The organism is Gottfriedia sp. OAE603, assembly GCF_040543965.1.
In the GTDB taxonomy this organism is placed as follows: Bacteria; Bacillota; Bacilli; order Bacillales; family Bacillaceae_G; genus Gottfriedia; species Gottfriedia solisilvae.
Genome location: NZ_JBEUNN010000001.1, coordinates 1,554,983 through 1,577,426, shown reverse-complemented (window position 1 = coordinate 1,577,426; position 22,444 = coordinate 1,554,983). Strand labels below are relative to the sequence as shown.

The window sequence follows — 22,444 nt, the reverse complement described above, 5'->3', positions numbered from 1 at the left end:
AAGTCACAAACTAAAACACCTTAGCTAAAAAACGCTAAGGTGTTTCTTTTCTTAAAAGAATCCTAGTTTACTTGGTGAATAGCTTACCAACATATTTTTTGTATTTTGGTAATGATCTAACATCATTTTATGATTCTCACGGCCGACGCCAGAGTTTTTGTAACCGCCAAATGCCGCATGTGCTGGATATGCATGATAGCAGTTAACCCATACTCGACCTGCCTCTACATGTCGTCCAAATCTGTAAGCAGTATCCATATCACGAGTCCATACCCCTGCACCTAAACCGTAAGAAGTATCATTTGCGATTTGCAACGCTTCTTCCTTCGTTTTAAATGTCGTAACAGAAACAACTGGACCAAAAATTTCTTCTTGGAAAACTCTCATATCATTTCTTCCTTTGAAGATTGTTGGATTCACATAATATCCGTCACGAAGTTCTCCTTCTAGAACATTTCTGCTACCACCAACCAATACTTCTGCGCCTTCATTTTTACCGATTTCAAAATAAGAAAGAATTTTATTTAGTTGCTCCTGTGATGCTTGCGATCCAATCATCGTTTCAGGATTTAGTGGATTACCTTGCTTAATAGCTTTTACTCGATTAACCGCTTTGTCCATAAATTCTTCATAAATCGATTCATGAATCAATGCCCTAGATGGACATGTACATACTTCACCTTGATTTAACGCAAACATCGTAAAGCCTTCAAGTGCTTTATCAAAGAATTCTTCATTATCCATTACGTCTTCAAAGAAGATATTTGGTGATTTACCACCTAGTTCTAGCGTAACTGGAATTAGATTTTTCGAAGCATATTCCATGATTAAGCGACCAGTTGATGTCTCACCAGTGAAAGCAATTTTTGCAATACGATTACTTGATGCTAACGGTTTACCAGCTTCAAGCCCAAATCCATTCACAACATTGACTACACCAGTTGGTAATAAATCTTGAATCAATTCAATTAATACTAGGATTGAAGTTGGTGTTTGTTCCGCTGGCTTTAATACAACACAATTCCCTGCTGCTAAAGCTGGAGCAAGCTTCCAAACCGCCATCAAAATTGGGAAGTTCCAAGGAATAATTTGACCTACTACTCCTAATGGCTCCTTATAGTGATACGCAACTGTATCTCCGTCGATTTCACCGAGTGATCCTTCTTGTGATCTAATACAGCCTGCAAAATAACGGAAGTGATCAATTGCTAATGGAATATCGGCAGCAAGTGTTTCTCTTACTGGTTTACCGTTTTCCCAAGTTTCCGCAACAGCCAAATATTCCTTATTTTCTTCCATACGATCTGCAATTTTATGTAGAAGATTAGACCTCTCTGTAACACTTGTTCTGCCCCATTTATCCTTTGCACGATGTGCTGCATTTAATGCAAGTTCAATATCTTCTTCAGTTGATCTAGCAACCTCACAAAATACTTGTCCAGTTACTGGCGTTACATTACCAAAATATTGTTCACGTACAGGTCGAACCCATTCACCACCAATAAAATTATCATAACGATTTTTAAACGTAATTAATGAACCAGTTTTTCCAGGCGTTGCATATACCATTTTCCATTCCTCCTTATATAGCTTGTCTATACAAAAATATGAAAGCGTATACAATCATATGACTAGAAATCTATTTAATTAAAAATATTTTGCTTCAATGAATTGGTTTAGATAGAATAATAGTTATGATTAAAATTTTTTAAAAAATGAGGGGTAAAGTTGCGTAAATACATCATTGAAATAATTGGACTATTAATCGGCTCAGCGATCTTTGCAATCGGAATTAACTTCTTTGCGATTCCTAATAAATTAGCAGAAGGTGGATTTATAGGAATTACGATGATTACTTATTACCTTTTTGAATGGTCACCTGGTATCGTCATGTTTATATTAAATGCCACACTTTTGATCATTGGATATAAGTTATTAAAAAAACAACTTATCCTCTATACAATCATCTCAATCGTAGCAAGTTCTTTATTTATACGCTTAACTGAAGGTTTAGGTGTTCCAACGAAGGAAACATTATTAGGAACTATTTTTGCAGGAATATTCATCGGCCTTGGTTTAGGTATCGTTTTTCGTTCTGGGGGTACAACTGGCGGCACTACTGTCATTGCCCAGATTTTTCATCAATACTTCGGATGGAGTATTAGTAAAACACTTTTAGCATTTGATTTAATCGTTGTTTCAGGTGGTTATTTTGTAATAGGATTTGAAAAAACAATGTATACACTTATTTCTATTTATATAGGAATTAAGGTAATTGATTATATAATTGAAGGTCTGAACCCTAAAAAAGCGATTACTGTCATTTCGGACAAAGCAGATGAAATAGCAGTTTTGGTATCGAATGACATGAACCGTGGCGTTACCATTTTTCCAGCGAAAGGTCACTTTACAGGTGAACGAAAAGAAACGCTCTATATCATTATTAATAAGCAAGAGCTATTTGAATTAAAGAAAATTATTCATGGTATCGACTCAAAGGCTTTTGTTGTCATCCATGATGTACGTGACGTATTTGGTGAAGGATTTACTTTACCAAGTGTATAAAAAAAGTGTGTTTCCACCATTAGGGTGAAACACACTTTTTTAATTTGGCTTAGTTTAACTATACACTTTTCAATTTCAACTCAATGTCTGCAAGTTGCTGTTTTAGTGCAACAATTTTTGATAGTTGGAAAGAATGTTCATCTTCACTTTCAAGTTCCTCAGCGATCATTGCTGATATTTCAAGTTCGAGTCTTGTACGGTCATTTAACAAGCTCTGTTGATCGTTTGTAATTGATTGCCTTCCATTCCATTCCACATATGAACCTTTAAATTCATAAAAAGTACCCTTTTCTATATGGACTACACGATTTGATACTTTCTTTAGTAGAAATGGATCGTGTGAAACGACTACAACTGCACCATGGTAAACCGCTAATGCTTCCTCAATTCTTTCCCTAGTATGAATATCTAAATAATTTGTTGGCTCGTCTAAAACAAGTAAATTTGAATCAGAAAAATAAAGTTTCACAAAAGCAACCCTACATTTTTCTCCCATGCTTAACTGACCTATTTTTTTATATACATCTTCTTTTCTAAACAAGAAACATGCAAGAATCGTTCTTGCTTCCGTTTCAGTCATATTTGGAAGAGATAATATTTCATCTAAAATCGTAGTATCTTCATTAAGTGTTTCAAGCTCTTGCATAAAATACCCTATTTTCAATTGAGGATTATGACGTACAGACCCTTCATTAGGCTCTAACAATCCAGTTAATAATTTTAAAAATGTTGTTTTACCAGATCCGTTTTTTCCAATGACAGCTAAACGATCTTCTCGATTCAATATAAAGTTTAACTGCTCAAAAATATTCTTCTCAGTTTCATATCCAAAGTTGACTTGATGAAACGAAATCATATGTTTTGCTGTAAATGACTCACTTTCAAAAATAGCTGAAATGGATTTTATTTCTTTTGGTTTATCAACTTTACGTTGCTCAAGTCTTTCTAAATCCTTTTCTTTAGACTTAAATCGTAATGCATTTTTACCCGCTTTTTTCTTCGCAAATGGATCACGTTCACTTGCTGCATTATGTGACTGCGAGAACCATTGTTTATATTGATTAATTGTTTCAATTAATTTTTTCTTCTCTGCCTCTTGTTTGTCGTATAACGCTTGATTCGTTATTCTTTCATGTTCTTTTTGCTTTTTATACTCAGAATAACCACCGTTATACTTATATGTTCCATTTTCAGTTAATTCAACAGTTTTTGTTGCAACATCATCAATAAACTGCCTTTCATGAGATATAAATAGCACTGTGCCCCTATAAGATTTTAGCCAATTTGTTAACCAGTCAATTGACTCACTATCTAAATGGTTCGTAGGTTCATCCATGATTAATAGTCTTGGTTGCTTCAACATAATTTTAGCTAATTTAACTTTTGTTTTCTGACCACCACTTAAATGAGAATAAGGAATCTCCCATACTGATTGCGGTAATTGAAATTTTTTAAGTGATTGTTCAATCGTTGATTCCCACTCATATCCATTCAATTCAAGATACTCACTTAAATATTGATTAAATTCATTTAAGATCTGTTCACTCGACAAATCTTTTGATAATTGATCTATCTTTCTTTTAATAAAGAAAAGCTTTTCATCAGCAGACTCTACTACCTCTTTTGCTGTCATCTGCTCAGTTTCATTCTCATCAGTTAATAGCCAGCCAATTTCATCTTTTTTAAACTCAATTTGCAGACTCCCTTTTTGAATTGGTAATCTACCCATCAATGCATTAATAAAAGTTGTTTTTCCAATACCGTTCTCTCCGATTAATGCAACTCGTTCGCCTTCTTTAATGTCTAAGTTTCCATTTTCAAAGATCAGTAAACCATTTAATTCAATACTTACGTTATTTGCTTTTATAATAAACATACAAATCACTCCATCCGATTTAAAAGATGGCCCTGTTTTCATTTTTAGTAAAAATTTACGAATAGTTCAACACCGAAAGTGAACTGTAACAGGGCTTAAAAAATAAAAAACACACAAGCATCTGCCTGTGTGTAAATGGACGAATCGTTAATGGTATTAGTTTATTGAAAAAACTAATACATGTATGCCTAAAAAAGGTGCGATTAAATAAAACCACGATATATACATTTCATATGGTACGTTATTTAATATTCACGGCACTAAATATAGACAGACTAATCCAATTTCTCTGATTTCAGGCAGAGTACTTTTTTTGCTATAAAATTAATTAGCTTAAAAGTTATCGGATCATGTACATAGTGTCTAAATTTGATGCCTCCTTCAAAATATTAATTAAATAGTAGCTTACTTTTCAGTACATTTCAATACTTAATTTTTAATATATCACTAAATTTTGTCATTCATGCATCTCGATTTACACTTATACTTTATGTTCTACCATGACTTTTCGTGCTATTACGAAAGAATTGAATAATAGTGTTCGCGTACTTTCTTTGCTGAAATCACCATATTAGAAAGAGCTTGAATAACCTCTTTTTCATCTCGTGTTTTTAATCCGCAATCTGGGTTGATCCAAAATTGTTGAATATCACACACTTTTAAAGAACCAACTATATTTTGCTCCATTTCTTGAACCGATGGAACACGTGGGCTATGAATATCATACACCCCTAAACCAATACCTAATGGATACGGGTTTTCAGCTAAGTAGGAAGAAAACTCTTCGTGACTTCTTGCATGTTCAATTGATATAACATCTGCGTCTAGTTCAATGACCGCATCCATTATGTCAGAAAAACTGCTATAACACATATGGGTATGAATTTGGGTCTTTTTTTGAACCCCTGCTGTAGTTAAGCGAAATGCACGAGTAACCCAGTTTAAATACGCTTCCCAGTTTCGTTTTTTCAGTGGTAAACCTTCACGAATCGCTGGTTCATCTACTTGGATAATAGAGATACCCGATTCTTCAAGTGCCTTTATTTCTTTTCTTAAAGCAAGCGCAATTTCATTTGCAATATCTTCCTTTGCATGATCTTCACGAACAAATGACCAGTTCAAAATGGTTACAGGACCTGTTAACATCCCCTTCACAGGCTTTTTCGTTAAACTTTGTGCATAGCTAGTCTCATCGACAGTCATTTGTTTCATAAATTCTACACGACTATGTATAATCGGTGGTTTAACACATCTTGAACCATATGATTGAACCCATGCGTTTTTAGTAAAGGCAAAACCTTTTAACTTTTCACCGAAATATTCTACCATATCAGTTCGTTCATATTCTCCATGTACCAATACATCTAAGTCTAACGATTCTTGAAGTTCAATCCATTCCTTAATTTTCAATTTTATTTGATGACGATAGTCGGATTCTGAAAGCTCTCCTTTTCTCCATTGTTGTCTAGCAATTTTGATTTCTTTTGTCTGTGGGAAACTACCAATTGTTGTTGTAGGTAATAATGGTAAATTCAAAGCTTCCTTTTGGAACTGATATCGTTCTTTAAAAGGTATTGCTCTATTAAAATCTTCTTCACTTAAACTTCTTATGTCATTTGACTTGGTATTTAGTTTATTTAGATGTTCGAAGCTTTGTTTTACTTTTTCAATTTCTTGTTTTACGGCATCACTACCAAACTCTAATGCTTTCCTTAACACGACTAACTCTTCTATTTTTTCATCTGCAAAAGCTAATGCAGCAAGTACGGTAGGTTCTAATGAATCTTCTTTTTTCTTTGTGACTGGGACATGCAATAAGCTACAAGAAGGTTGAATCCACCAATCCTTTGGTTGAATATGTGATTTTAGTGTTTCGATCAATTGAATTGATTCTTCTAAATCGTTCCTCCAAATATTTCTCCCATTCACAATTCCGCACGCTAATACCTTATCTTCTGGAAATCCATATTTCTTCAATGCATTTACATTTTCTTCTCTACCATGTACAAAGTCTAATCCAATTCCTTTAACAGGGATTGTGATCAGCTCATGATATTGTTCAACACCTTCAAAATATGTTTGAAGCATAATTGATAATGATGGAAGAGCCTCACATATTTCAGAATAAATTTCTTTTATCAACTGAAAATCTTCATTCGTTTCTTCTAACACAAAAGCAGGCTCATCAATTTGTACCCATTCTACTCCAGCATCTTCTAGTTCTTTTAGCATTTGAATATAAACCGGTAATAACTCTTTTACGACAGCATATTTATCTTCTTTTTTATATCCTTTTGAAAGCTGAGTGAACGTATAAATACCTAAAATAACAGGTTTCGTTATGATACCTAATTCATTTTTTACTTCTAGGAATGACGCTAGTGGTTTATTATATAATAATTTTGATTTACGATCATATTGATATTCTGGGACTATATAGTGATAGTTCGTATTAAACCATTTAGTCATTTCACATGCTACTAGGTCTTTATTCCCTCTAGCTAATGCAAAATATGTATGCAAAGAAGGTTGCTCAGACAGGTCTCCAAAACGAGTAGGAATCCAGCCAAACATTGTTGCAAAATCTAAAACATGATCATAGTACGTAAAATCATTTACAGGAATAATCTCGATCCCTAAACGAAGCTGCTTTTCGATTGACTGAAGTCTAATTGACCTCATTTCGCTCTCAAATTGATTTTCTGTGATATTTCCTTTCCAAAATGACTCTAATGTCTTCTTCCATTCACGGTTTTCACCAATTCTTGGGTATCCTAGATTACTTATGTTTACCATATAAAACACTCCCTTTTTTGAAAATAAAAAAGCATTTTTATCTAATAGAGATAAAAATGCTCTTAAGTAGGAAAACACAAATGAACAGAATACTTACATGTTAGTTTCCAATACATAAGGCACCTCCCTATCTCTCGTAGGTCGAACAGCGTCGTTAGAATAGGCAGGTCTCCTGACTTTTGGATCATCGTAAATAAAAACCTTCCCTATCAATAGATAAGTGGTATGTATTTATTTACTCCTCAATTACAGTGGCGGGACCGTGTTGGAATTTCACCAAACTTCCCTTTTAAGCAAATGTTTAATACTTGCGATTAAACATTCACACCTATTCCCACTATTTAGTTTTCATTATTTTGTCATATTTCGATTTAATAGTCAAAATATTTATTTTTTTCTAACTAAAGTCCTAGATAAGCTCCTTACATTATTTGAAGTATAGATTACTTATGATATAGTTGATTGAATTAGAAAATTTTAACAATATTTAGAATGTCACACATGAAAAAGGTTCGATTAAATAAAAGAGGTGAATATGAATGGTGAATTACTTACAAGTTTTTAAAAAAATTGGTTTGTTTCTCCTTGTCATTTCTCTTGTATCTGCTTGTTCAAATTCGACTGGTATTGAAAGTGAAAAATCTATGCAATTGGATAAATCTTCACATCAAGAAGCAGAACTACAAACTGTCGATCAAAGTGATGCTAAGGAAGGTACTAAACCAACAACAGCAATCGTACGTAAATTAATTAAAACCGCTAATCTTGAGATTGAAACAAAAAAATTCGAAAAAACGATCGATACACTTGAAAAATCTGTCAGTGAGTTTAATGGTTATATCGAGTCTAATCATATAACTGGTACGTCAATACTTGAAAAATATAATGAAGACAATATTGATGATTTCCCTTCAAGAACTGCCCAATATACTTTACGAATTCCTACTAATAAACTAAATGCTTATTTATCTAAAATAAACACGATTGGAAATGTGACTTCTAAATCGATTTCAACTGAAGATATTTCAAACCAATACTTTGATACTGAAACTAGAATAAAATCTTTAAAAATACAAGAAGAAAGACTACTAAACTTATTGAAAAAATCAGGTTCGTTAAGTGATATCATAGAGCTTGAAAAAGAACTTTCAACCGTTCGATATGAAATTGAAAGTTTAACAACAACAATAAAGACGTACGATTCATTAATTAATTATAGTACGATCAATCTTTCTGTTACTGAAGTAGCGGAAATAACAGATACTACTCCACCTAAAACAGTAAGTGACCGAATTACTGCTAAATTTAAGGACAATCTTAAAAATATCTCAACAGGATTCAAAAATACTACAGTATTCATTATCGGTAACTCTGTCTTAATTATCATCTGGTTAATCATACTAGTAGCTGGATTTTTTATCGCGCGTAAAGCAATGAAGAAATACCAAGACTGGAATATTCCGAAATAATAATGAATAAAAATAATATACAAATCAAATAGAACGCTGTTAAATCAGCGTTTTACATTTTATTAAGATCACTACTTTATTTCATGATTCTTCTAAATTCACTTCATTTATACGCGTAACTATTAAAGATCAAAATAGGAGAAAAAAACGATGAAACATTTCTTATTAAGTAAACTAGGAAATTGGAAAATACAAGTTGATTGTAATGACGGCGTAAGAATTCTAGGAAATGATCATGAAATAGTATTATTAGATGAAGATCATGATAAAATTGCACATTTTTCGATTGACCAAAAAGGAAGCATCATCATTCACGACATCCCTTATGGAGGTCAAGTAAAAGTGAAGGAAGGTTACCAAACAATCGTCGTTTATGTTCCATATGAAGAAGACACTGAGGATGAATAACTTACAAAAAGAGTGTACCTATTTGGTACACTCTTTTATATTATTTGCGTAAAGTTAAAAATTCTAGTTGTCTTAATCGAACTGTATAGAAAGTGATTGGATCAAAGTATCCACTTGGATTTGCTTTCATTTCATCAAGTGTTGCTACATAATTTGAAATTGATTCTCTTGTTTGATCTACTAATTCATATAAATGTTCATATGGTAATTGTAAGAACATTGATAAGTCTCTTGGTAAAGTTTTTTCAAACATTTCAAACTGTAAAAAGAATCTAGTCGATACCAATGAAGATACTTCATCATAATTAACGTTATCAACATATTTCTGATATTGAGCAACAAGTTTTGATTTGTTTTGAGGTAATAGACCTAGTATTAAGCCTGAGCTTTTTAACAAGAACTGTGATGGTGAAGAGTTCAATAAAATATTCATCTCATCTAATTGAATCATACTTGTCATACGATCTGCATCACGGCGCCAGTCATCTAATACTTTAAAATCACATTCAAGTCTTAACTGTTCACTTCCAATGTACGAGTTTAATGAATCGCACATATCAGCTAAATAGCTTTGAGTGCCTTCGAGTAAAGAACCAGATTCTCTAATCCAATTTTGAAGTGCAGTATTTAACTTTGGCAATGTTGATTGTCTTACATATTCTTGAATTCGATTATTCATCTCTTCATTTAAAGTTTCTAGGATTGAATTAAAATCACTGTCTTCTTTAATTAACTCTTTGCATTCTTTTAACATAGCAGGAATGCTTAGCTTTAAATCATATTTTATTTCATCTTTTAGCTCACGATATGTGCTTGAAATAGTTTGCGCATGTTCCATCTCTTTATCTTTTAAAGAGTGAAGTAAGCCGTTTAATTTTTCATCTAATACTTCGTTCCATTGAACATTTGCATGTAATTCATTTTCTTTTTCAACACGTTTTTCTAATAAGAAATTAATTAACTTACGAACTGCTAATAATAATTTCTCTGATTGTTTAGAGTTTGCAGTTGTTGATAATACATTCGCTTCAATGAAACTTTCAAGTTCACTAAATTGATCTTGATTACTGTAGATTGAAGAATAAGGTAGAACTTTCGCAGTTGGGAAATCTAACTTAATTTTCTCTTCAATTTCAGCATGAACACGATCAACTTCATCATTACTATAAATTGAGTCCATTTTATTTAAAATGAAATGAATCGGTAATGTCGGTAATTGTTTCTGAATCGTAATCAATAATGATCTTTCAGTTTCTGTATAAGGAGCAGTTGCATTTAACACATAAACAAGACGATCAGCAAGCTTCACTGATTGAAGCAGTGCTTTTGTATTTAAATCATTTCCATCAATACCTGGCGTATCAATAATTGAGATTTTGTGTTTTTGTAAGAAAGGATTCGATAATTGATAATGAACTAACTCATCGCCTTTTAACAATTCATTTTCTACAGTTGTTAAATCATAGAAGTCTGCATATTCAGCAAGGGCAGTTTCCCCTTCTTTCGAATACACTGTAATGTTCGTATCAACACTTTGCTCAAATAAAACTGGCATTGTTGTTGATGAACCCATCATTTTCTCACCTAAAAGTGAATTGACAAATGATGATTTTCCATTTCCAATTGTTCCAGCTACTAGCATCGTTGTTTGATCAAAGTTTGTTAATTGGTTCGTCCACCAAACAAAACGATTGCCAACTTCAATTTCATTTATTAATGCCCACTGTAGAATATTTTCAAATAATTCTTTTCCATTTTCAAAGCAATCAGGCGTTTGTTGTAATTGTTCAAATGCCATTTCAGCATCCACAACAATTTGATAATCTAATCTGCCTGGGAATAAACGGTCCCATGCTAGCGTAGCAGTTGTTGCTAAAACTGCCCCATCAAAATCAGTAATTCTTAACCAATTCGTTAAGAAACTTGGCATCATTTCTTCTAGTTGTGCTACTAAATAATTACTTTCAATTAATTCTTTATAAGTATTTGAGTAAATGAAAGGTAGTCGTTTCCATTTAATCCCTGTTTCTACATTAATTTGGAATAACATTTCATTAAATGTTTGTAACCAGTTTACATATTCAGATCTTTCTCTGTAACAATTCCAAAGCGCTTCAACCATCAGTTCAAAATGCTCTAAATCAACTTTTGCTAATGATAATAATGCCCCCATAAAATAACTTGGTGACATTTCTTTTGTTGCACCGTTTTCTATGTATTCTCTTAAAACGATAAACCATTTTAAATCTTCTGTACGAATCGATTCATTTGAAGCTAAATCAACCGCACTGTTCCAATCATGGTTTTTTTCATAAAATTTACGAGCGATTTTCGTCACATTTGGATAATCAGGATTATATTTTACTGCTTGTTTAATAATACGATCTGCTTCTTCATAATTTGAAATATCAATGTACAATGAAAATAATTGAAGAAAAATTTCCGAAGTTAACGTTCTACTTTCAGTTTTCACATCTCTATATAGCTTTTCGGCTGTATCGAATGCACCAACCTCGTAATAAGAGTCTGCAATATTTTTCTGCGCCCAATCTTTATATTGATTTTCAACTTTTTCCCATTTAAAAACTGCTGTCTCAAAATCCTTATTTTCAAAGTATACTTCACCTTGTGCAAAGCGAACTGATGAAAGGTCGATTTCTTCATCAGGCGTTCTAAATAAGTTTGCTAATTGAGCAATCGGTTGTTTATCACTATCATTTAAAAACGTTTTATAAAATTCCTTATTAATAAATTGTTGCTTTACTGTCATGTTGATCACCTACTATGTATAATAAATTGTATTATTTCTGAGTATAAGACGAAAAGGATACTATGCACCTTTTGATTAGCAGTCTTATTCTACCAAATTAATGACGCATAAAATGTGACATTTAGATGTCTTTTTTTATACATTTTTGTTATATTTGTTACGATACTCACAAAACATATAAAAATAACATTAATTTTTGGAGGCAATATGCTAACTTACGAACAAAAACTTGAAATTATCGAATCATTCCCAGAATTAACAAAAAAACCTGTATCACTTGGTCGTATAAATTTTCAGTACGAAGAAAGTGTAACAGAAAAAAAGAATGTAGTCTTCCATTTACATCCGAATGGGAATGGTTTTGTATATGCAGAAGGAATAAAAGGTTATAGAACTAACGACAAAGGCATGGTTAATATTAGAGATTTCAGTGAAGATGAACTGCGCTCTATTATTACAAAATCAATCGATAAATTATCGTTTGAACCTAATTTTGAAGAAGACGAAGAAGAAGTAGAAGAATTATGGGTGAATACAAGTGGACAGACTTTAAAGCTAGTTTCAGAAATGGATATGTGGAATGTATATGCTGGTGAAAATCTTGATGGCACATTCAATAGCTATGGTGAAGCCGCTGAATATTTAGACGAAGAGGGCTTTAGTTTTAAAGAATAATGAAATAGACATAATTAAACTGCGCTTCCAGTATTTTGGAGCGCTTTTTATTAAAAAAAATTCCATTGAACTCACTTTTTTACAACGCCGTCTACACACAGAGACGCCCTAAAAGGGCGTCTCTGTGTGTAGACAATGTATAAAAATTAGAGATTCAGACTGATTGAAAACGCATGCCTTTCGAGGCGTAAAGCCAGGCGAGGGGCGAAGTTACCTTCGACGGTAATGAGCACCGCAGACAGGCCAAACAACCAAGAAAGCGAGCGTTTGTCAACAGTCTGATGGCGTCTTTTTAGTGTAATTCAACTTTTGATTTACTACCTTTTTTAGAACGATAATCTGTACCTTTGTTATTATCTCCACTTTGTGTAGCTTGTCCGTGTAATTCTGGTGCGTTTTGATTTTTGCTACCTTTACTTCCATTTCTACTAGTCATTTCTTCTCCTCCTTAACCTGTATTCATGATTAGATTTCCATATCTATAGAAAGTTTATTCAAAATAAGAAATGACAATGTAGCACATAATAAGTAAAAAGGAGGGATTTGAAATGGCAAAAGGACATACAAATAAAGGACCACAAAAATCATCAGTTGATCAATTTGGACATTCTGAAGAATCAGCTTATTCAAAAAGTAAAAAAATGGAAGAGTTTCATGAAAAAAACAAAGAAAAACAAAGCTAAAAATTATATTTTATGTATTCTCTTCAAACGGACTTGCTTATTTTCCTTCAACAAGTCATTATAAAAGTAAGATATAATTGGAGGAAACATTAAATGAGTGAAAATATCAATGAACCAAAGAAAGTTAGTTTGCAAGAACTAATGAAACAAAAACTTGCGAGTAAGAAACAACAGCAATCCTCAGGTAATACAGGATTAAATGCTGTTAAAGATATGACGAAAAAAAATCAAATTACGAAAAAGCCAAATAATCAACGCAAACGTATGGGCGTATAATGAACGGACAAATTCGTACTAATATTCAAGTTGGAGATCAAGTTCAAATTGTTTTAAAACAAGACCAACGTACAGGTAAACTAACGTCTGGAATCGTCAAAGACATTTTAACAAAATCTCCTTCTCATCCACATGGCATTAAAGTTAGGTTAGAAGACGGCCAAGTTGGAAGAGTGAAAGACATTATTAAAAAGTAAAAAACGACTGAAATCAGTCGTTTTTTGTTTCAACTCTTAACCATACAATTTCTTACTTAGCTTCTGGGTTGACCTCAGATACTCCAAATAATAGTCCTTGATTATCTAAACAGTAAGCAAAGTATCCCATATTAGGCATCGCAGTTTTAGGAACGACAATTTGTCCCCCATTATTTATTACCTTTTTAATATATTCATCTACTGATGGTACTTCTATCGAATTCGTTGTTCTTGTTGCTCCGTCTGGTGATTTCATCATTCCACCATCAATACCTTGCCTTTGACTCTCCCCAGTTGTAATAAACCAATAATCCACCGGTCCAGTCATCTTTTCAAATGTCCATCCAAAGCTTTTAGAATAAAACTCGATCGCTTCTACTGGATTTGGAACTTGAAATTCAAAACGTATTACTTTGCCCATACTTTGCCCATTTTAATTGCCTCCAAAATTTGTTCAGGTTTGATCATTTATTGATGTTATTTTCACCAAATTAATTTGTTCATTTAATCATTTTTTTACTCTTTTTTATTTTCCATTTCTAATTGCTTAGCTTAAATCCTTACCCCATAAATTATTTAGCAAAATCATATAAAGCGTTAATATAATCGATAAAACAGTAAAAATAATTGGGATGAACTTAAATTTGTCTACTTTTCTAATTGCTAAAATAAATAGAACAAAAGCAAACGCAGCAATAAAATAATATAGAATAAATAAAGGATATTTTGTAAAAGGTCCTAAAAATAAACTAAGAACTGAAAATTGAATCATAAAAGCAAGGATCGAGATTGAAATCCATTTTAATTTACTCTGAATTTTTACAATCCCAATAATTGCTAAGATGAAAACACCAGCAATAATGATTGAAAGTAGCCATTCATAAATAAAAAATAAAGATTCATTATGCACTGCAAAAAAATAACCAACTAAAGATAATGGTAAAATCGCCAGAAGGAATAGTGAACTAATTGTTATGTATCTCAATTCTTTCAATATCCTCACACCTTTAACCCTTTTCCATATTTTAACATATTTAGTTGGCATTAAAATGATTTATTTAGTTCTTTTCATTTACTAAAAAACGACAAATGCCAAGAAAACCCTACTATCCAATACCAACTCTACAAAATCTTCTTCCAAAACCTACAAAAAAAGAGTTGCCTATAGCAACTCAGTAACATAAAACTTCAATTAGATTTTTAAGCATTGTTCTCGACTGACTTACTTGGAACATATATTGTTTCTCCATTTACACGTCGCTCTAATGCTGGTATGATGCGAACAAAAATAATGATACCAATAACACCTAAGCTTGTTAGAAAAAGTGATGTTGCAAAACTAGATAAATATGCACTAATTGCAACTGTTATCGAACAGATTAGCATAGCTAAGTTGAACGTTAAACCAGCAACGGCCATATAAGAACTTCTTGTTTCTTCTAAAGGTAAATGAGCCATATAGTTTTGTTGTACAGGGACACGTAACACTTCTGCTACTGTTGCTACAAACATCGCAGCAAATAGTAACCAAATAGAATTACTATATGAAATGATTGCATACCCAAATACAAATACCACGCAACTCCAAATAAGTGTTTGTTGATCATTCATTTTCTTTACAATTTTTGTAGCAAATAATGCCATAATCACTACAAGAATTGTATTTTCAGTTCGTAGGAATCCAATCATTTCGATTCCTCCAAAATGCCAATCCATCAATTGCTGTGTTTGGAATTCATTTGTTATTCGAATACTAATATAATTTGTTAATTGAAATTCCATTGAAAGGACAAGTAAACCAGCCATAACATAAAGAATAAAGAGCTTATCTTGAAATACATCCCGGTAATTCGAAAACATTTTATTCACATGCAGTCTAATTGTTTTCATCTCAGATTTTTGTGTTTTCATACTTTCATCAACGAAAAATGTAATTAAAAACCATGTTATAAATGATGCAATTGAAAGAGCCAATAATAGTTCAAATAAATACGTTTTGAATAAAAAGCCTCCCATAATTCCACCAATTGCAATTGATAAGTTATTTGACCAATACATAATAGAATACATCAGTTTTCGTTCTTCAGGTTTACTAACATCAATTAACATTGCTTGATTTGCAGGTCCTGCTAATCCCCAACAAATACTATTAACAGTCATCATGAAAAATGTAATGATTGGAGAAAAAAACCATGGCGAATTACAGAACATCATCGCTACGAAAGCAAATAATCTTAATGTTTCTGCAAAGACCATCGTTTTTTTTCGACCAAATTGATCTGAAAAATAACCTCCGAAAAAGTTCATTGCAATCCCGATAAATACATTAACTAGTAAAAGTAATCCAGCTAATTTCACACCAAAATGTTTAGATAAATAAATTGCCATAAAGGGAAAAATCATACTTCCAATTGCTGAACTCAAAAAAGATTCGAGTAGTCGAATCTTAATGTTTTTGTGAAATTTTAGTAATTCCATTATTATTCTACCTTCGTTTCTCTATTAAATTATTAAACTGTAAAACAGATTCTTACAATTATTCGTCATTTAATCTCTTTTCAAAAAAATGCTGACTAAACCCTTCTGGATAATCATTTAATACGCCGAATTGTTTATATCCATGTTTTTTATAAAATTCCGGTGCCTGAAAGCTAAATGAATCTAGTACAATCAATTTACATTTTTTCTCTTTTGCAAGCTCTTCAATTTTATGTAATAAATTCCTTCCATAACCAGTTCCACGTTGGGATTCATCTACCCATAAAAAATCAACATGTAAATGATTATATTTAATCGTACCGGTGATACCTCCAAGGATCGCTTCATGTTCATCTTTAAGGATGAAACTTACTTTTTCGACTGGCTTCAATAGTTTTTCTGGGAGTTTAGACATGTTATATTCAATAACTTTCTGTCTAATATAGTCAGTTTCTTCTTGATTTGATTGTTGTATAATTTGCATGAAAATTCCCCCATTTCTAATTTTTCGCTTAATTAGAATAACAGTTATTAGGAAAATTGCCAACCCAAAAAAATATAGTCAATATCTTTTTTTTGCATTCCTTACAAAATTGAAAAGGTTGCCTATGCAACCCCTGTAACTCAAAACTCTATTCTTTATGATTAAAAATCTTCTTCATCAACTCTTTAAATTTCTCATTATCAATATCTTCTTTCAAAACTGTGCCATTTTTCCATTGAGTAAATGAAGTATTTGTTAATGTCATATTGCCTTCATTTGATAGTTTTGTGATTAACGGATTCTTATTAAATGGAGACTTCTCGTGTTCTTTGATAATCGTTTGAATCTCATTTAAATCTGAAATCTCATCGATCGTTTTCTCTGAATCAAACGCGTAACCAATTCTCCAGTCAATATCTTTATGTTTTAATTTGATTTCCAAAATATAGTCGCCATTTGCTGTTTTTTCTTTTTTTATACGAAATTCTCCATTATGAGAAATGACTATATCCCCATTTAATGGCACTGGCTTTAAAGGTAAATTCGCTCCAAAACCCGTATCAATTAAATATGTTTGATCTTCATGTGATAAAAGAATCGTAACATGTGTTCTTCCAATATTTTGGTATTCAGACTTTACAGGATCATAAACAACTCCACTTACAAGACTCGCCTTAAAACCATTTTCGATTAAGAAGAGGTACAAAATGGCATTTAGTTCATAACAAAGACCACCCTCATTTTTTAATAAAATTTTCTGAATCAAGCTATCCTTTGTGATCTCACTTGAATTTTTATTAATAATGCATATATTTTCAAATGGTATGTTAAATGCAGTTTTCGTTAGGATATGTTCTAAGTCAGAGAATGATATTTTGTTACTTTCTGTAAACCCAATCCTTTTTCGAAATAAAGAATTTAGCTGACTCAACTCTGTTGCCTCCAATACTAAATGGTATATTGTCTGTTTGATCTTACCTTGTATACTATTTTACTTATGATGGAAAAGTGCGCTCCTGTTAAAGACAGAAACGCACCTTTTTCTACTCTTTACTTTTGTCTACAGACGATGAAAAAAGATGATTATGTGGCAAAATTGCATGAACGCCTTTTACTTGATTAACAATTTGGGTAATTTTAAGATCTACACATACACTCGCTAAAGCAACTGCTTCCGTTTTTTCTATCTGGTAGATTTCCTGCATTAACTCAATCATTCCTTCTAAAGCTATTTCTGTAGCAATGTTTAAATCCTCATCAAAACCAAAAGTAATCCAACCTAATGGAGTATTTGCTCGAGGCATTTTCAATTGTAAGTCTTTAATAACTGTCAGTGTAAGATTTACTTGGTCAAAAGGAGATTCAATCGCTTGACCAGAAACTTCACCATCTCCTTGGGCTGCATGTCCATCTCCAGCAGAAAACAGTGCCCCTTCTACAGTAATAGGAAGATAAACTGTACTTCCCTCAACTAATTCCTTACAATCAATATTTCCACCACAGTATCTTGGCGGGATGGTTGAATGAATACCTGATTCACTTGGCGATGTACTCAATACACCTAAAAATGGTTTAAGTGGAACAGTAAATTCTTGATCTTTCACATGTGTTTTCGCGGTTTTGTTTTCTTCATTTATCGTCCAATTTAATGTTACTTCAGGTGACTCTGCTATATTTAAAACATTATTTTGCCAGTTTATTTTACCTCCAGCACAATTCCAACCGTACCAGCCTGTTATTATTTTATTTATTTTCACCTCGAGTGTCATACCAGGTTTTGCATCTTGAATATAAATAGGCCCCACCATTGGATGGCCCCAGGCTTCTTCTTGTTCCCTTGATTGATAACGAATTCTTTCCCCGCTTTTTTCATTAATTCCCCAGCCTATATCAATCGTATTAAATTCAATAGAATCTCCAGAACGTATTGTCATAATTGGTTCGTAATCTTTACTAAATGAAGCATGTAAATGTTGATTGGAAACTTTCATTTTATATGTTTCTGCCATGCGATAATCCTTCTTTCAAATTTACAAATTTATATTGTAGAATAAATTCTTCTTACTATTTATTTCGGCATTTAAAGTTTAATTTCCTTGTTCACTATGTTTGTTCTTACGTTTAGTATGTTGTTTATTAAATCATGTATTTCATTTTTAGAAACGACATTTGTTCATTCATATATGTAAGATCATAGCGCAAAACAAAAAACAGGCGACCACTTTAGGATCGGCTGTTTTTATCATTACACTAAATTATCCATTTCATAACCTCTACCAATATCCTTCACACCATGAGAATCAGAACCGTAAACGAGGGGAATTCTTAATTGTCTTGCATATTCAATTACATTAATTGGAGGATATGTTTCCCCACAATATGGTTTAAATAATCCAGCAGTATTTACATCCAGTTCATATTGTTCTTGTTTGATTAGATGTAAGATATCGATTTGATTCTGTTTTATTTCGTTCGTTTCCTCACACTGTAGAAATTGTTTAAATTTATTACATAAAGTCATATGACCAATTCTTTTTGGCTTATATTGACCTAAATCTACTAAAATTGATTGCTTTACAATTTCATAATAAGCTAATTGGAAATCTTCGGTACTACCATAATAGTTTACTAGTCCTTCAAGTGTATCCTCTGCTTGATAGTCAATACAACGCCAACCATCTATTCCTTCTAAAAAATGCACAGATAATACGCCCGTATCACAGTATTTTCCATATTCATTCAGAAAATGTTTTGTCCACTCTGTATCCATGGGTAAGTAATCTAATTCAAAACCAACTTTTACTGTTATTCTATCTTTATATTTTCCTTTTAAGGCGATCATTTCTTTTACATAACCATCTACTTCTCCCTCATTCATTGCTAAAGTATCGATAACTTCCAATGGTTGCAAACTGCTTTTAAATGACGAAGGAATTGGAGAGTGTTCGGTGATATGATATTCGTCAAAACCTAATTCTATTGCTTTTTGAATCATTAATTCAACATTGTCACCACTTCCATGTGGACAATAATGGGTATGCGTATGACCATCAATCTTCAAGAGCGAACCTTCTCTCTTCTATTTACTAGCGCTTCTTTAATTTCGTCCAGCCTCACACCTTTTTCAACCATTAGTACCATTACGTGATAAACTAAGTCACTTATTTCATATACAAGTTCATTCGTATCATCGTTTTTTGCACCTATGATTACTTCACTCGATTCTTCTCCTACTTTTTTTAGAATTTTATCAATACCTTTATCAAACAAGTATGTAGTATAAGAACCTTCAACAGGATTTGATTTTCGATTAACGATTGTTTGATACAGTTCATTTAAGATATTTAGATTATATTTCACATCAGAGCTACTTACATCAGTCTTTTCATGAAAGCAGCTCCAGTTTCCTGTATGGCAAGCTACACCATTTTGCTCTACTTGCATTAAAATCGTGTCCTGATCACAATCATATGCGATAGATTTTACTGCCTGTCGATTTCCAGATGTTTCACCTTTTACCCAAAGTTTTTGACGACTTCTACTATAATATGTTGCATATCCTGTCTGTAAAGTTTGTTGAATCGATACTTCATTCATATATGCAAGCATTAATACGTCTTTTGTTTTAACATCTTGGACAATTGCCGGAACTAATCCTTTTTCATTAAATTGAATGTTATGAATCTGAAACATATACTACTCCCCCTATAATCGAATAGAAATACCTTTCTTATTTAAATAATCTTTTAGATCGCTTATTTGAATCTCACCAAAGTGAAATACGGACGCTGCTAAAACACCATCTACATTTGCTTCTTCAATAGCTTCATAAAAATCATTTAGTTTCCCAGCTCCACCAGATGCGATGACTGGAACGTTGACTGTACTTGTTATTTTTTGTAATAGCTCTATATCATAGCCAGATTTCATTCCGTCTTCATTGATACTATTGATGACAATTTCTCCTGCACCAAGTTCAACTCCGCGTTTAGCCCATTCAACTACTTCTAAATCCGTCTCTTTTCGACCACCATTTATATATACCTTATATACGCCAGCATTATTTTTCTTCGCGTCGATTGATAAGACGACGCATTGAGAACCGAATCGATCCGATGCTTCCTTAATTAAATCTGGATCCATAACTGCCGAAGAATTAATCGACACTTTGTCAGCACCATTTCTTAAAAGCATTGTAAAATCATCAATTGTTCGAACGCCACCACCAACACAAAACGGGAATTCTCAATTCTTTTGCTACATCTGAAACGAATTGTAATGAAATATTTCTCTCTTCATTTGAAGCAGTTATATCGTAAAAAACAAGTTCATCCGCTCCGTGATCACTATAAAATCTCCCTAGCTTTGTAGGAGAGTCAACATCCTGAATGCTTGAAAATTGCTTCCCCTTTACTACTCGCCCATTTCGAACATCTAAGCAAGGTATGATTCTTCTTGCAAGCATCTTAGCGCCTCCTCTAAAGAAAACTTCTTCTCATACAAAGCCTTACCTGAAATTGCCCCATAAAGATGTAGTTTTTGAAGTGATAGTAAATCATCAATTGAGCTTACTCCTCCGGATGCAATAATCTGTAAATTCGTTTCACTAGACAGCTTTTTATATGCTTCTATATTTGGTCCACTAAGCATTCCGTCCTTCGCTATATCTGTATAAACGACTGATTTCACACCTAATTTTTCAAGTTTTTTACAGAATTCAAAGCTATTTTGAGCAGTAGCTTTTTCCCAGCCATTAGTTGCAACAAATGAGTTCTTTGCATCAACTCCGACAATGATTCGTTCCCCGTAGCGTTCCACTGCTTCCTTTACAATGTTCATATTTTCGATTGCAATTGTTCCTAATATCACGTTTTTAATTCCAAGCTCCAACCAAAATGATATTGTTTCTAAGGAACGGATACCGCCGCCTAATTGAATGTCTAAATTCGTATTTTCTACTATGTCTCTAACGATTGAGGCATTTCGTCTTTCACCAGTTCTTGCCCCATCTAAATCAACAATATGAAGTACAGTTGCCCCAACTTTTTCAAATGCCAATGCAACCTCTAAAGGAGAACGACTATAAATCTCTTGTTTTGAAAAATCACCCTGTTCTAAACGTACACATTTACCATCCTTCAAATCAATTGCTGGAAATAGAATCATATAAACACAGCTCCTTAAATGCTTTTAATAGATTTAACCCCGTCTCACTACTTTTTTCTGGATGAAATTGCATACCTACTATATTAGTTTGATTCACAATTGCTGGGATTTTCACACCATAATCACTAAAAGCTACTACTTCCTCATTTGTAGAAGCTACATAATATGAGTGAACAAAATATACATACTCTTCTTCATTTACGTACTTTAATAGATTTATGTTTTTGTTAAAGAATAATTTATTCCATCCCATATGTGGAACCTTCACAAAATTAGGTATTTGTTTAACTGTACCTCTAAGAAGCCCCAGTCCTTCAAATCCACCATTCTCATCACTAAATTCATATAATAATTGCATGCCAAGACAGATTCCTAAAATTGGTATTCCATTGTTTGCTTTTTCTATAATCATGTCTACTAAGTTAAGATTATTTAATTCCTTCATAGCTGCCTCATAAGCACCTACACCAGGTAGAATTATAGAAGAAGCATGTTTGATATCCTCAACTTTATTACTAACAACCACTTGGAAATCTACTTCTTCACATGCTCTTTTTAATGAATCTAAATTTCCAACGCCATAATCGATTATGATATTCAT

At 32.6% G+C, this 22,444-nt stretch carries 24 protein-coding genes and 1 riboswitch; of the genes, 7 read left to right on the top strand and 17 right to left on the bottom strand.

All coding sequences use genetic code 11. From position 1 onward, the window contains the following. Nucleotides 1–51 precede the first annotated feature (51 nt). Nucleotides 52–1,569: an acetaldehyde dehydrogenase ExaC gene (gene exaC, locus ABID96_RS07800; protein WP_192601517.1), complete on the bottom strand. Its 1,518-nt coding sequence runs from the start codon at nucleotides 1,567–1,569 to the stop codon at nucleotides 52–54. Between the two features lie 159 nt (nucleotides 1,570–1,728). Here exaC and ABID96_RS07795 point away from each other — a divergent pair, with 159 nt between their 5' ends. Continuing rightward, a complete protein-coding gene (locus ABID96_RS07795) occupies nucleotides 1,729–2,565 on the top strand; it encodes a YitT family protein (RefSeq protein WP_192601516.1) in 837 nt (278 codons plus the stop codon). Between the two features lie 58 nt (nucleotides 2,566–2,623). Here ABID96_RS07795 and abc-f read toward each other — a convergent pair whose 3' ends face one another. Both abc-f and metE read right to left on the bottom strand, forming a co-directional pair. Next, nucleotides 2,624–4,441, bottom strand: coding sequence for a ribosomal protection-like ABC-F family protein (gene abc-f, locus ABID96_RS07790; protein ID WP_192601515.1), 1,818 nt, complete (start codon nucleotides 4,439–4,441; stop codon nucleotides 2,624–2,626). A gap of 516 nt (nucleotides 4,442–4,957) precedes the next feature. Continuing rightward, on the bottom strand, nucleotides 4,958–7,237 hold the full coding sequence (gene metE, locus ABID96_RS07785; protein ID WP_192601514.1) for a 5-methyltetrahydropteroyltriglutamate--homocysteine S-methyltransferase: 2,280 nt from the start codon (nucleotides 7,235–7,237) through the stop codon (nucleotides 4,958–4,960). 145 nt (nucleotides 7,238–7,382) lie between these two features. Further along, nucleotides 7,383–7,584, bottom strand: a riboswitch (cobalamin riboswitch). Nucleotides 7,585–7,776: 192 nt separating this feature from the next. Between metE and ABID96_RS07780 the strand changes: the two genes are divergently transcribed. Beyond that, nucleotides 7,777–8,706 carry a DUF4349 domain-containing protein gene (locus ABID96_RS07780; RefSeq protein WP_192601513.1) on the top strand — a complete coding sequence of 310 codons (930 nt, stop codon included), beginning with the start codon at nucleotides 7,777–7,779 and terminating at the stop codon, nucleotides 8,704–8,706. A 150-nt stretch (nucleotides 8,707–8,856) separates the two neighbouring features. After that, entirely contained in the window at nucleotides 8,857–9,114 is a 258-nt protein-coding gene (locus ABID96_RS07775; RefSeq protein WP_192601512.1) for a hypothetical protein, read from the top strand. Nucleotides 9,115–9,154: 40 nt separating this feature from the next. Here ABID96_RS07775 and ABID96_RS07770 read toward each other — a convergent pair whose 3' ends face one another. After that, entirely contained in the window at nucleotides 9,155–11,884 is a 2,730-nt protein-coding gene (locus ABID96_RS07770) for a dynamin family protein (protein ID WP_192601511.1), read from the bottom strand. Nucleotides 11,885–12,091: 207 nt separating this feature from the next. On the opposite strand from ABID96_RS07770, the gene ABID96_RS07765 reads away from it, so the two are divergent. Continuing rightward, nucleotides 12,092–12,559, top strand: coding sequence for a hypothetical protein (locus ABID96_RS07765; RefSeq protein ID WP_192601510.1), 468 nt, complete (start codon nucleotides 12,092–12,094; stop codon nucleotides 12,557–12,559). 292 nt (nucleotides 12,560–12,851) lie between these two features. Here ABID96_RS07765 and ABID96_RS07760 read toward each other — a convergent pair whose 3' ends face one another. After that, nucleotides 12,852–12,995: an imidazoleglycerol-phosphate dehydratase gene (locus ABID96_RS07760; RefSeq protein WP_087998440.1), complete on the bottom strand. Its 144-nt coding sequence runs from the start codon at nucleotides 12,993–12,995 to the stop codon at nucleotides 12,852–12,854. A 112-nt stretch (nucleotides 12,996–13,107) separates the two neighbouring features. On the opposite strand from ABID96_RS07760, the gene ABID96_RS07755 reads away from it, so the two are divergent. The 3 genes from ABID96_RS07755 to ABID96_RS07745 all read left to right on the top strand — a co-directional run bounded on the left by ABID96_RS07755 (nucleotide 13,108) and on the right by ABID96_RS07745 (nucleotide 13,715). Next, the gene (locus tag ABID96_RS07755; RefSeq protein WP_377896796.1) at nucleotides 13,108–13,242 is read left to right on the top strand and encodes a hypothetical protein; all 135 of its coding nucleotides are present in this window, start codon (nucleotides 13,108–13,110) and stop codon (nucleotides 13,240–13,242) included. 93 nt (nucleotides 13,243–13,335) lie between these two features. Then, nucleotides 13,336–13,518 carry a hypothetical protein gene (locus tag ABID96_RS07750; protein ID WP_087998441.1) on the top strand — a complete coding sequence of 61 codons (183 nt, stop codon included), beginning with the start codon at nucleotides 13,336–13,338 and terminating at the stop codon, nucleotides 13,516–13,518. Beyond that, nucleotides 13,518–13,715, top strand: coding sequence for a YwbE family protein (locus ABID96_RS07745; protein WP_192601509.1), 198 nt, complete (start codon nucleotides 13,518–13,520; stop codon nucleotides 13,713–13,715). Before ABID96_RS07750 ends, ABID96_RS07745 begins: the two co-directional genes overlap by 1 nt. A gap of 52 nt (nucleotides 13,716–13,767) precedes the next feature. On the opposite strand, the gene ABID96_RS07740 is transcribed toward ABID96_RS07745, so the two are convergent. The 12 genes from ABID96_RS07740 to hisH all read right to left on the bottom strand — a co-directional run bounded on the left by ABID96_RS07740 (nucleotide 13,768) and on the right by hisH (nucleotide 22,444). Further along, complete coding sequence (locus ABID96_RS07740; protein WP_192601508.1) at nucleotides 13,768–14,136, bottom strand: VOC family protein; 369 nt, start codon at nucleotides 14,134–14,136, stop codon at nucleotides 13,768–13,770. A gap of 126 nt (nucleotides 14,137–14,262) precedes the next feature. Further along, a complete protein-coding gene (locus ABID96_RS07735) occupies nucleotides 14,263–14,718 on the bottom strand; it encodes a hypothetical protein (protein ID WP_377896795.1) in 456 nt (151 codons plus the stop codon). Between the two features lie 197 nt (nucleotides 14,719–14,915). After that, nucleotides 14,916–16,193, bottom strand: a complete 1,278-nt coding sequence (locus tag ABID96_RS07730) for an MDR family MFS transporter (protein WP_192601506.1) — start codon at nucleotides 16,191–16,193, stop codon at nucleotides 14,916–14,918. 58 nt (nucleotides 16,194–16,251) lie between these two features. After that, the gene (locus ABID96_RS07725) at nucleotides 16,252–16,677 is read right to left on the bottom strand and encodes a GNAT family N-acetyltransferase (protein ID WP_192601505.1); all 426 of its coding nucleotides are present in this window, start codon (nucleotides 16,675–16,677) and stop codon (nucleotides 16,252–16,254) included. Between the two features lie 148 nt (nucleotides 16,678–16,825). After that, nucleotides 16,826–17,608, bottom strand: coding sequence for an arylamine N-acetyltransferase family protein (locus ABID96_RS07720; protein ID WP_192601504.1), 783 nt, complete (start codon nucleotides 17,606–17,608; stop codon nucleotides 16,826–16,828). 112 nt (nucleotides 17,609–17,720) lie between these two features. Then, a complete protein-coding gene (locus tag ABID96_RS07715) occupies nucleotides 17,721–18,686 on the bottom strand; it encodes an acetamidase/formamidase family protein (protein ID WP_192601503.1) in 966 nt (321 codons plus the stop codon). 236 nt (nucleotides 18,687–18,922) lie between these two features. After that, the gene (hisJ, locus tag ABID96_RS07710; protein ID WP_192601502.1) at nucleotides 18,923–19,738 is read right to left on the bottom strand and encodes a histidinol-phosphatase HisJ; all 816 of its coding nucleotides are present in this window, start codon (nucleotides 19,736–19,738) and stop codon (nucleotides 18,923–18,925) included. Further along, on the bottom strand, nucleotides 19,735–20,370 hold the full coding sequence (gene hisIE / locus ABID96_RS07705) for a bifunctional phosphoribosyl-AMP cyclohydrolase/phosphoribosyl-ATP diphosphatase HisIE (RefSeq protein ID WP_192601501.1): 636 nt from the start codon (nucleotides 20,368–20,370) through the stop codon (nucleotides 19,735–19,737). Before hisIE ends, hisJ begins: the two co-directional genes overlap by 4 nt. Nucleotides 20,371–20,382: 12 nt before the next feature. Beyond that, nucleotides 20,383–20,871, bottom strand: coding sequence for an imidazole glycerol phosphate synthase subunit HisF (gene hisF / locus ABID96_RS20795; RefSeq protein ID WP_483300707.1), 489 nt, complete (start codon nucleotides 20,869–20,871; stop codon nucleotides 20,383–20,385). 10 nt (nucleotides 20,872–20,881) lie between these two features. Beyond that, nucleotides 20,882–21,142, bottom strand: a complete 261-nt coding sequence (locus tag ABID96_RS20790; protein ID WP_483300705.1) for a HisA/HisF-related TIM barrel protein — start codon at nucleotides 21,140–21,142, stop codon at nucleotides 20,882–20,884. Then, complete coding sequence (gene hisA, locus ABID96_RS07695; RefSeq protein ID WP_192601499.1) at nucleotides 21,112–21,843, bottom strand: 1-(5-phosphoribosyl)-5-[(5-phosphoribosylamino)methylideneamino]imidazole-4-carboxamide isomerase; 732 nt, start codon at nucleotides 21,841–21,843, stop codon at nucleotides 21,112–21,114. The genes ABID96_RS20790 and hisA overlap by 31 nt, the downstream gene beginning before the upstream one ends. Further along, entirely contained in the window at nucleotides 21,821–22,444 is a 624-nt protein-coding gene (gene hisH / locus ABID96_RS07690; RefSeq protein WP_192601498.1) for an imidazole glycerol phosphate synthase subunit HisH, read from the bottom strand. Before hisH ends, hisA begins: the two co-directional genes overlap by 23 nt.

Coding starts and splice junctions, on each gene's coding strand:
- exaC (WP_192601517.1), bottom strand. CDS start 1,569: ATGGTATATGCAACGCCTGGAAAAACTGGTTCATTAATTACGTTTAAA.
- abc-f (WP_192601515.1), bottom strand. CDS start 4,441: ATGTTTATTATAAAAGCAAATAACGTAAGTATTGAATTAAATGGTTTA.
- metE (WP_192601514.1), bottom strand. CDS start 7,237: ATGGTAAACATAAGTAATCTAGGATACCCAAGAATTGGTGAAAACCGT.
- ABID96_RS07780 (WP_192601513.1), top strand. CDS start 7,777: ATGGTGAATTACTTACAAGTTTTTAAAAAAATTGGTTTGTTTCTCCTT.
- ABID96_RS07775 (WP_192601512.1), top strand. CDS start 8,857: ATGAAACATTTCTTATTAAGTAAACTAGGAAATTGGAAAATACAAGTT.
- ABID96_RS07770 (WP_192601511.1), bottom strand. CDS start 11,884: ATGACAGTAAAGCAACAATTTATTAATAAGGAATTTTATAAAACGTTT.
- ABID96_RS07765 (WP_192601510.1), top strand. CDS start 12,092: ATGCTAACTTACGAACAAAAACTTGAAATTATCGAATCATTCCCAGAA.
- ABID96_RS07760 (WP_087998440.1), bottom strand. CDS start 12,995: ATGACTAGTAGAAATGGAAGTAAAGGTAGCAAAAATCAAAACGCACCA.
- ABID96_RS07755 (WP_377896796.1), top strand. CDS start 13,108: ATGGCAAAAGGACATACAAATAAAGGACCACAAAAATCATCAGTTGAT.
- ABID96_RS07750 (WP_087998441.1), top strand. CDS start 13,336: ATGAGTGAAAATATCAATGAACCAAAGAAAGTTAGTTTGCAAGAACTA.
- ABID96_RS07745 (WP_192601509.1), top strand. CDS start 13,518: ATGAACGGACAAATTCGTACTAATATTCAAGTTGGAGATCAAGTTCAA.
- ABID96_RS07740 (WP_192601508.1), bottom strand. CDS start 14,136: ATGGGCAAAGTAATACGTTTTGAATTTCAAGTTCCAAATCCAGTAGAA.
- ABID96_RS07730 (WP_192601506.1), bottom strand. CDS start 16,193: ATGGAATTACTAAAATTTCACAAAAACATTAAGATTCGACTACTCGAA.
- ABID96_RS07725 (WP_192601505.1), bottom strand. CDS start 16,677: ATGCAAATTATACAACAATCAAATCAAGAAGAAACTGACTATATTAGA.
- ABID96_RS07715 (WP_192601503.1), bottom strand. CDS start 18,686: ATGGCAGAAACATATAAAATGAAAGTTTCCAATCAACATTTACATGCT.
- hisIE (WP_192601501.1), bottom strand. CDS start 20,370: ATGTTTCAGATTCATAACATTCAATTTAATGAAAAAGGATTAGTTCCG.
- hisF (WP_483300707.1), bottom strand. CDS start 20,871: ATGCTTTTAAGAAATGGTGCTGACAAAGTGTCGATTAATTCTTCGGCA.
- ABID96_RS20790 (WP_483300705.1), bottom strand. CDS start 21,142: ATGCTTGCAAGAAGAATCATACCTTGCTTAGATGTTCGAAATGGGCGA.
- hisA (WP_192601499.1), bottom strand. CDS start 21,843: ATGATTCTATTTCCAGCAATTGATTTGAAGGATGGTAAATGTGTACGT.
- hisH (WP_192601498.1), bottom strand. CDS start 22,444: ATGAATATCATAATCGATTATGGCGTTGGAAATTTAGATTCATTAAAA.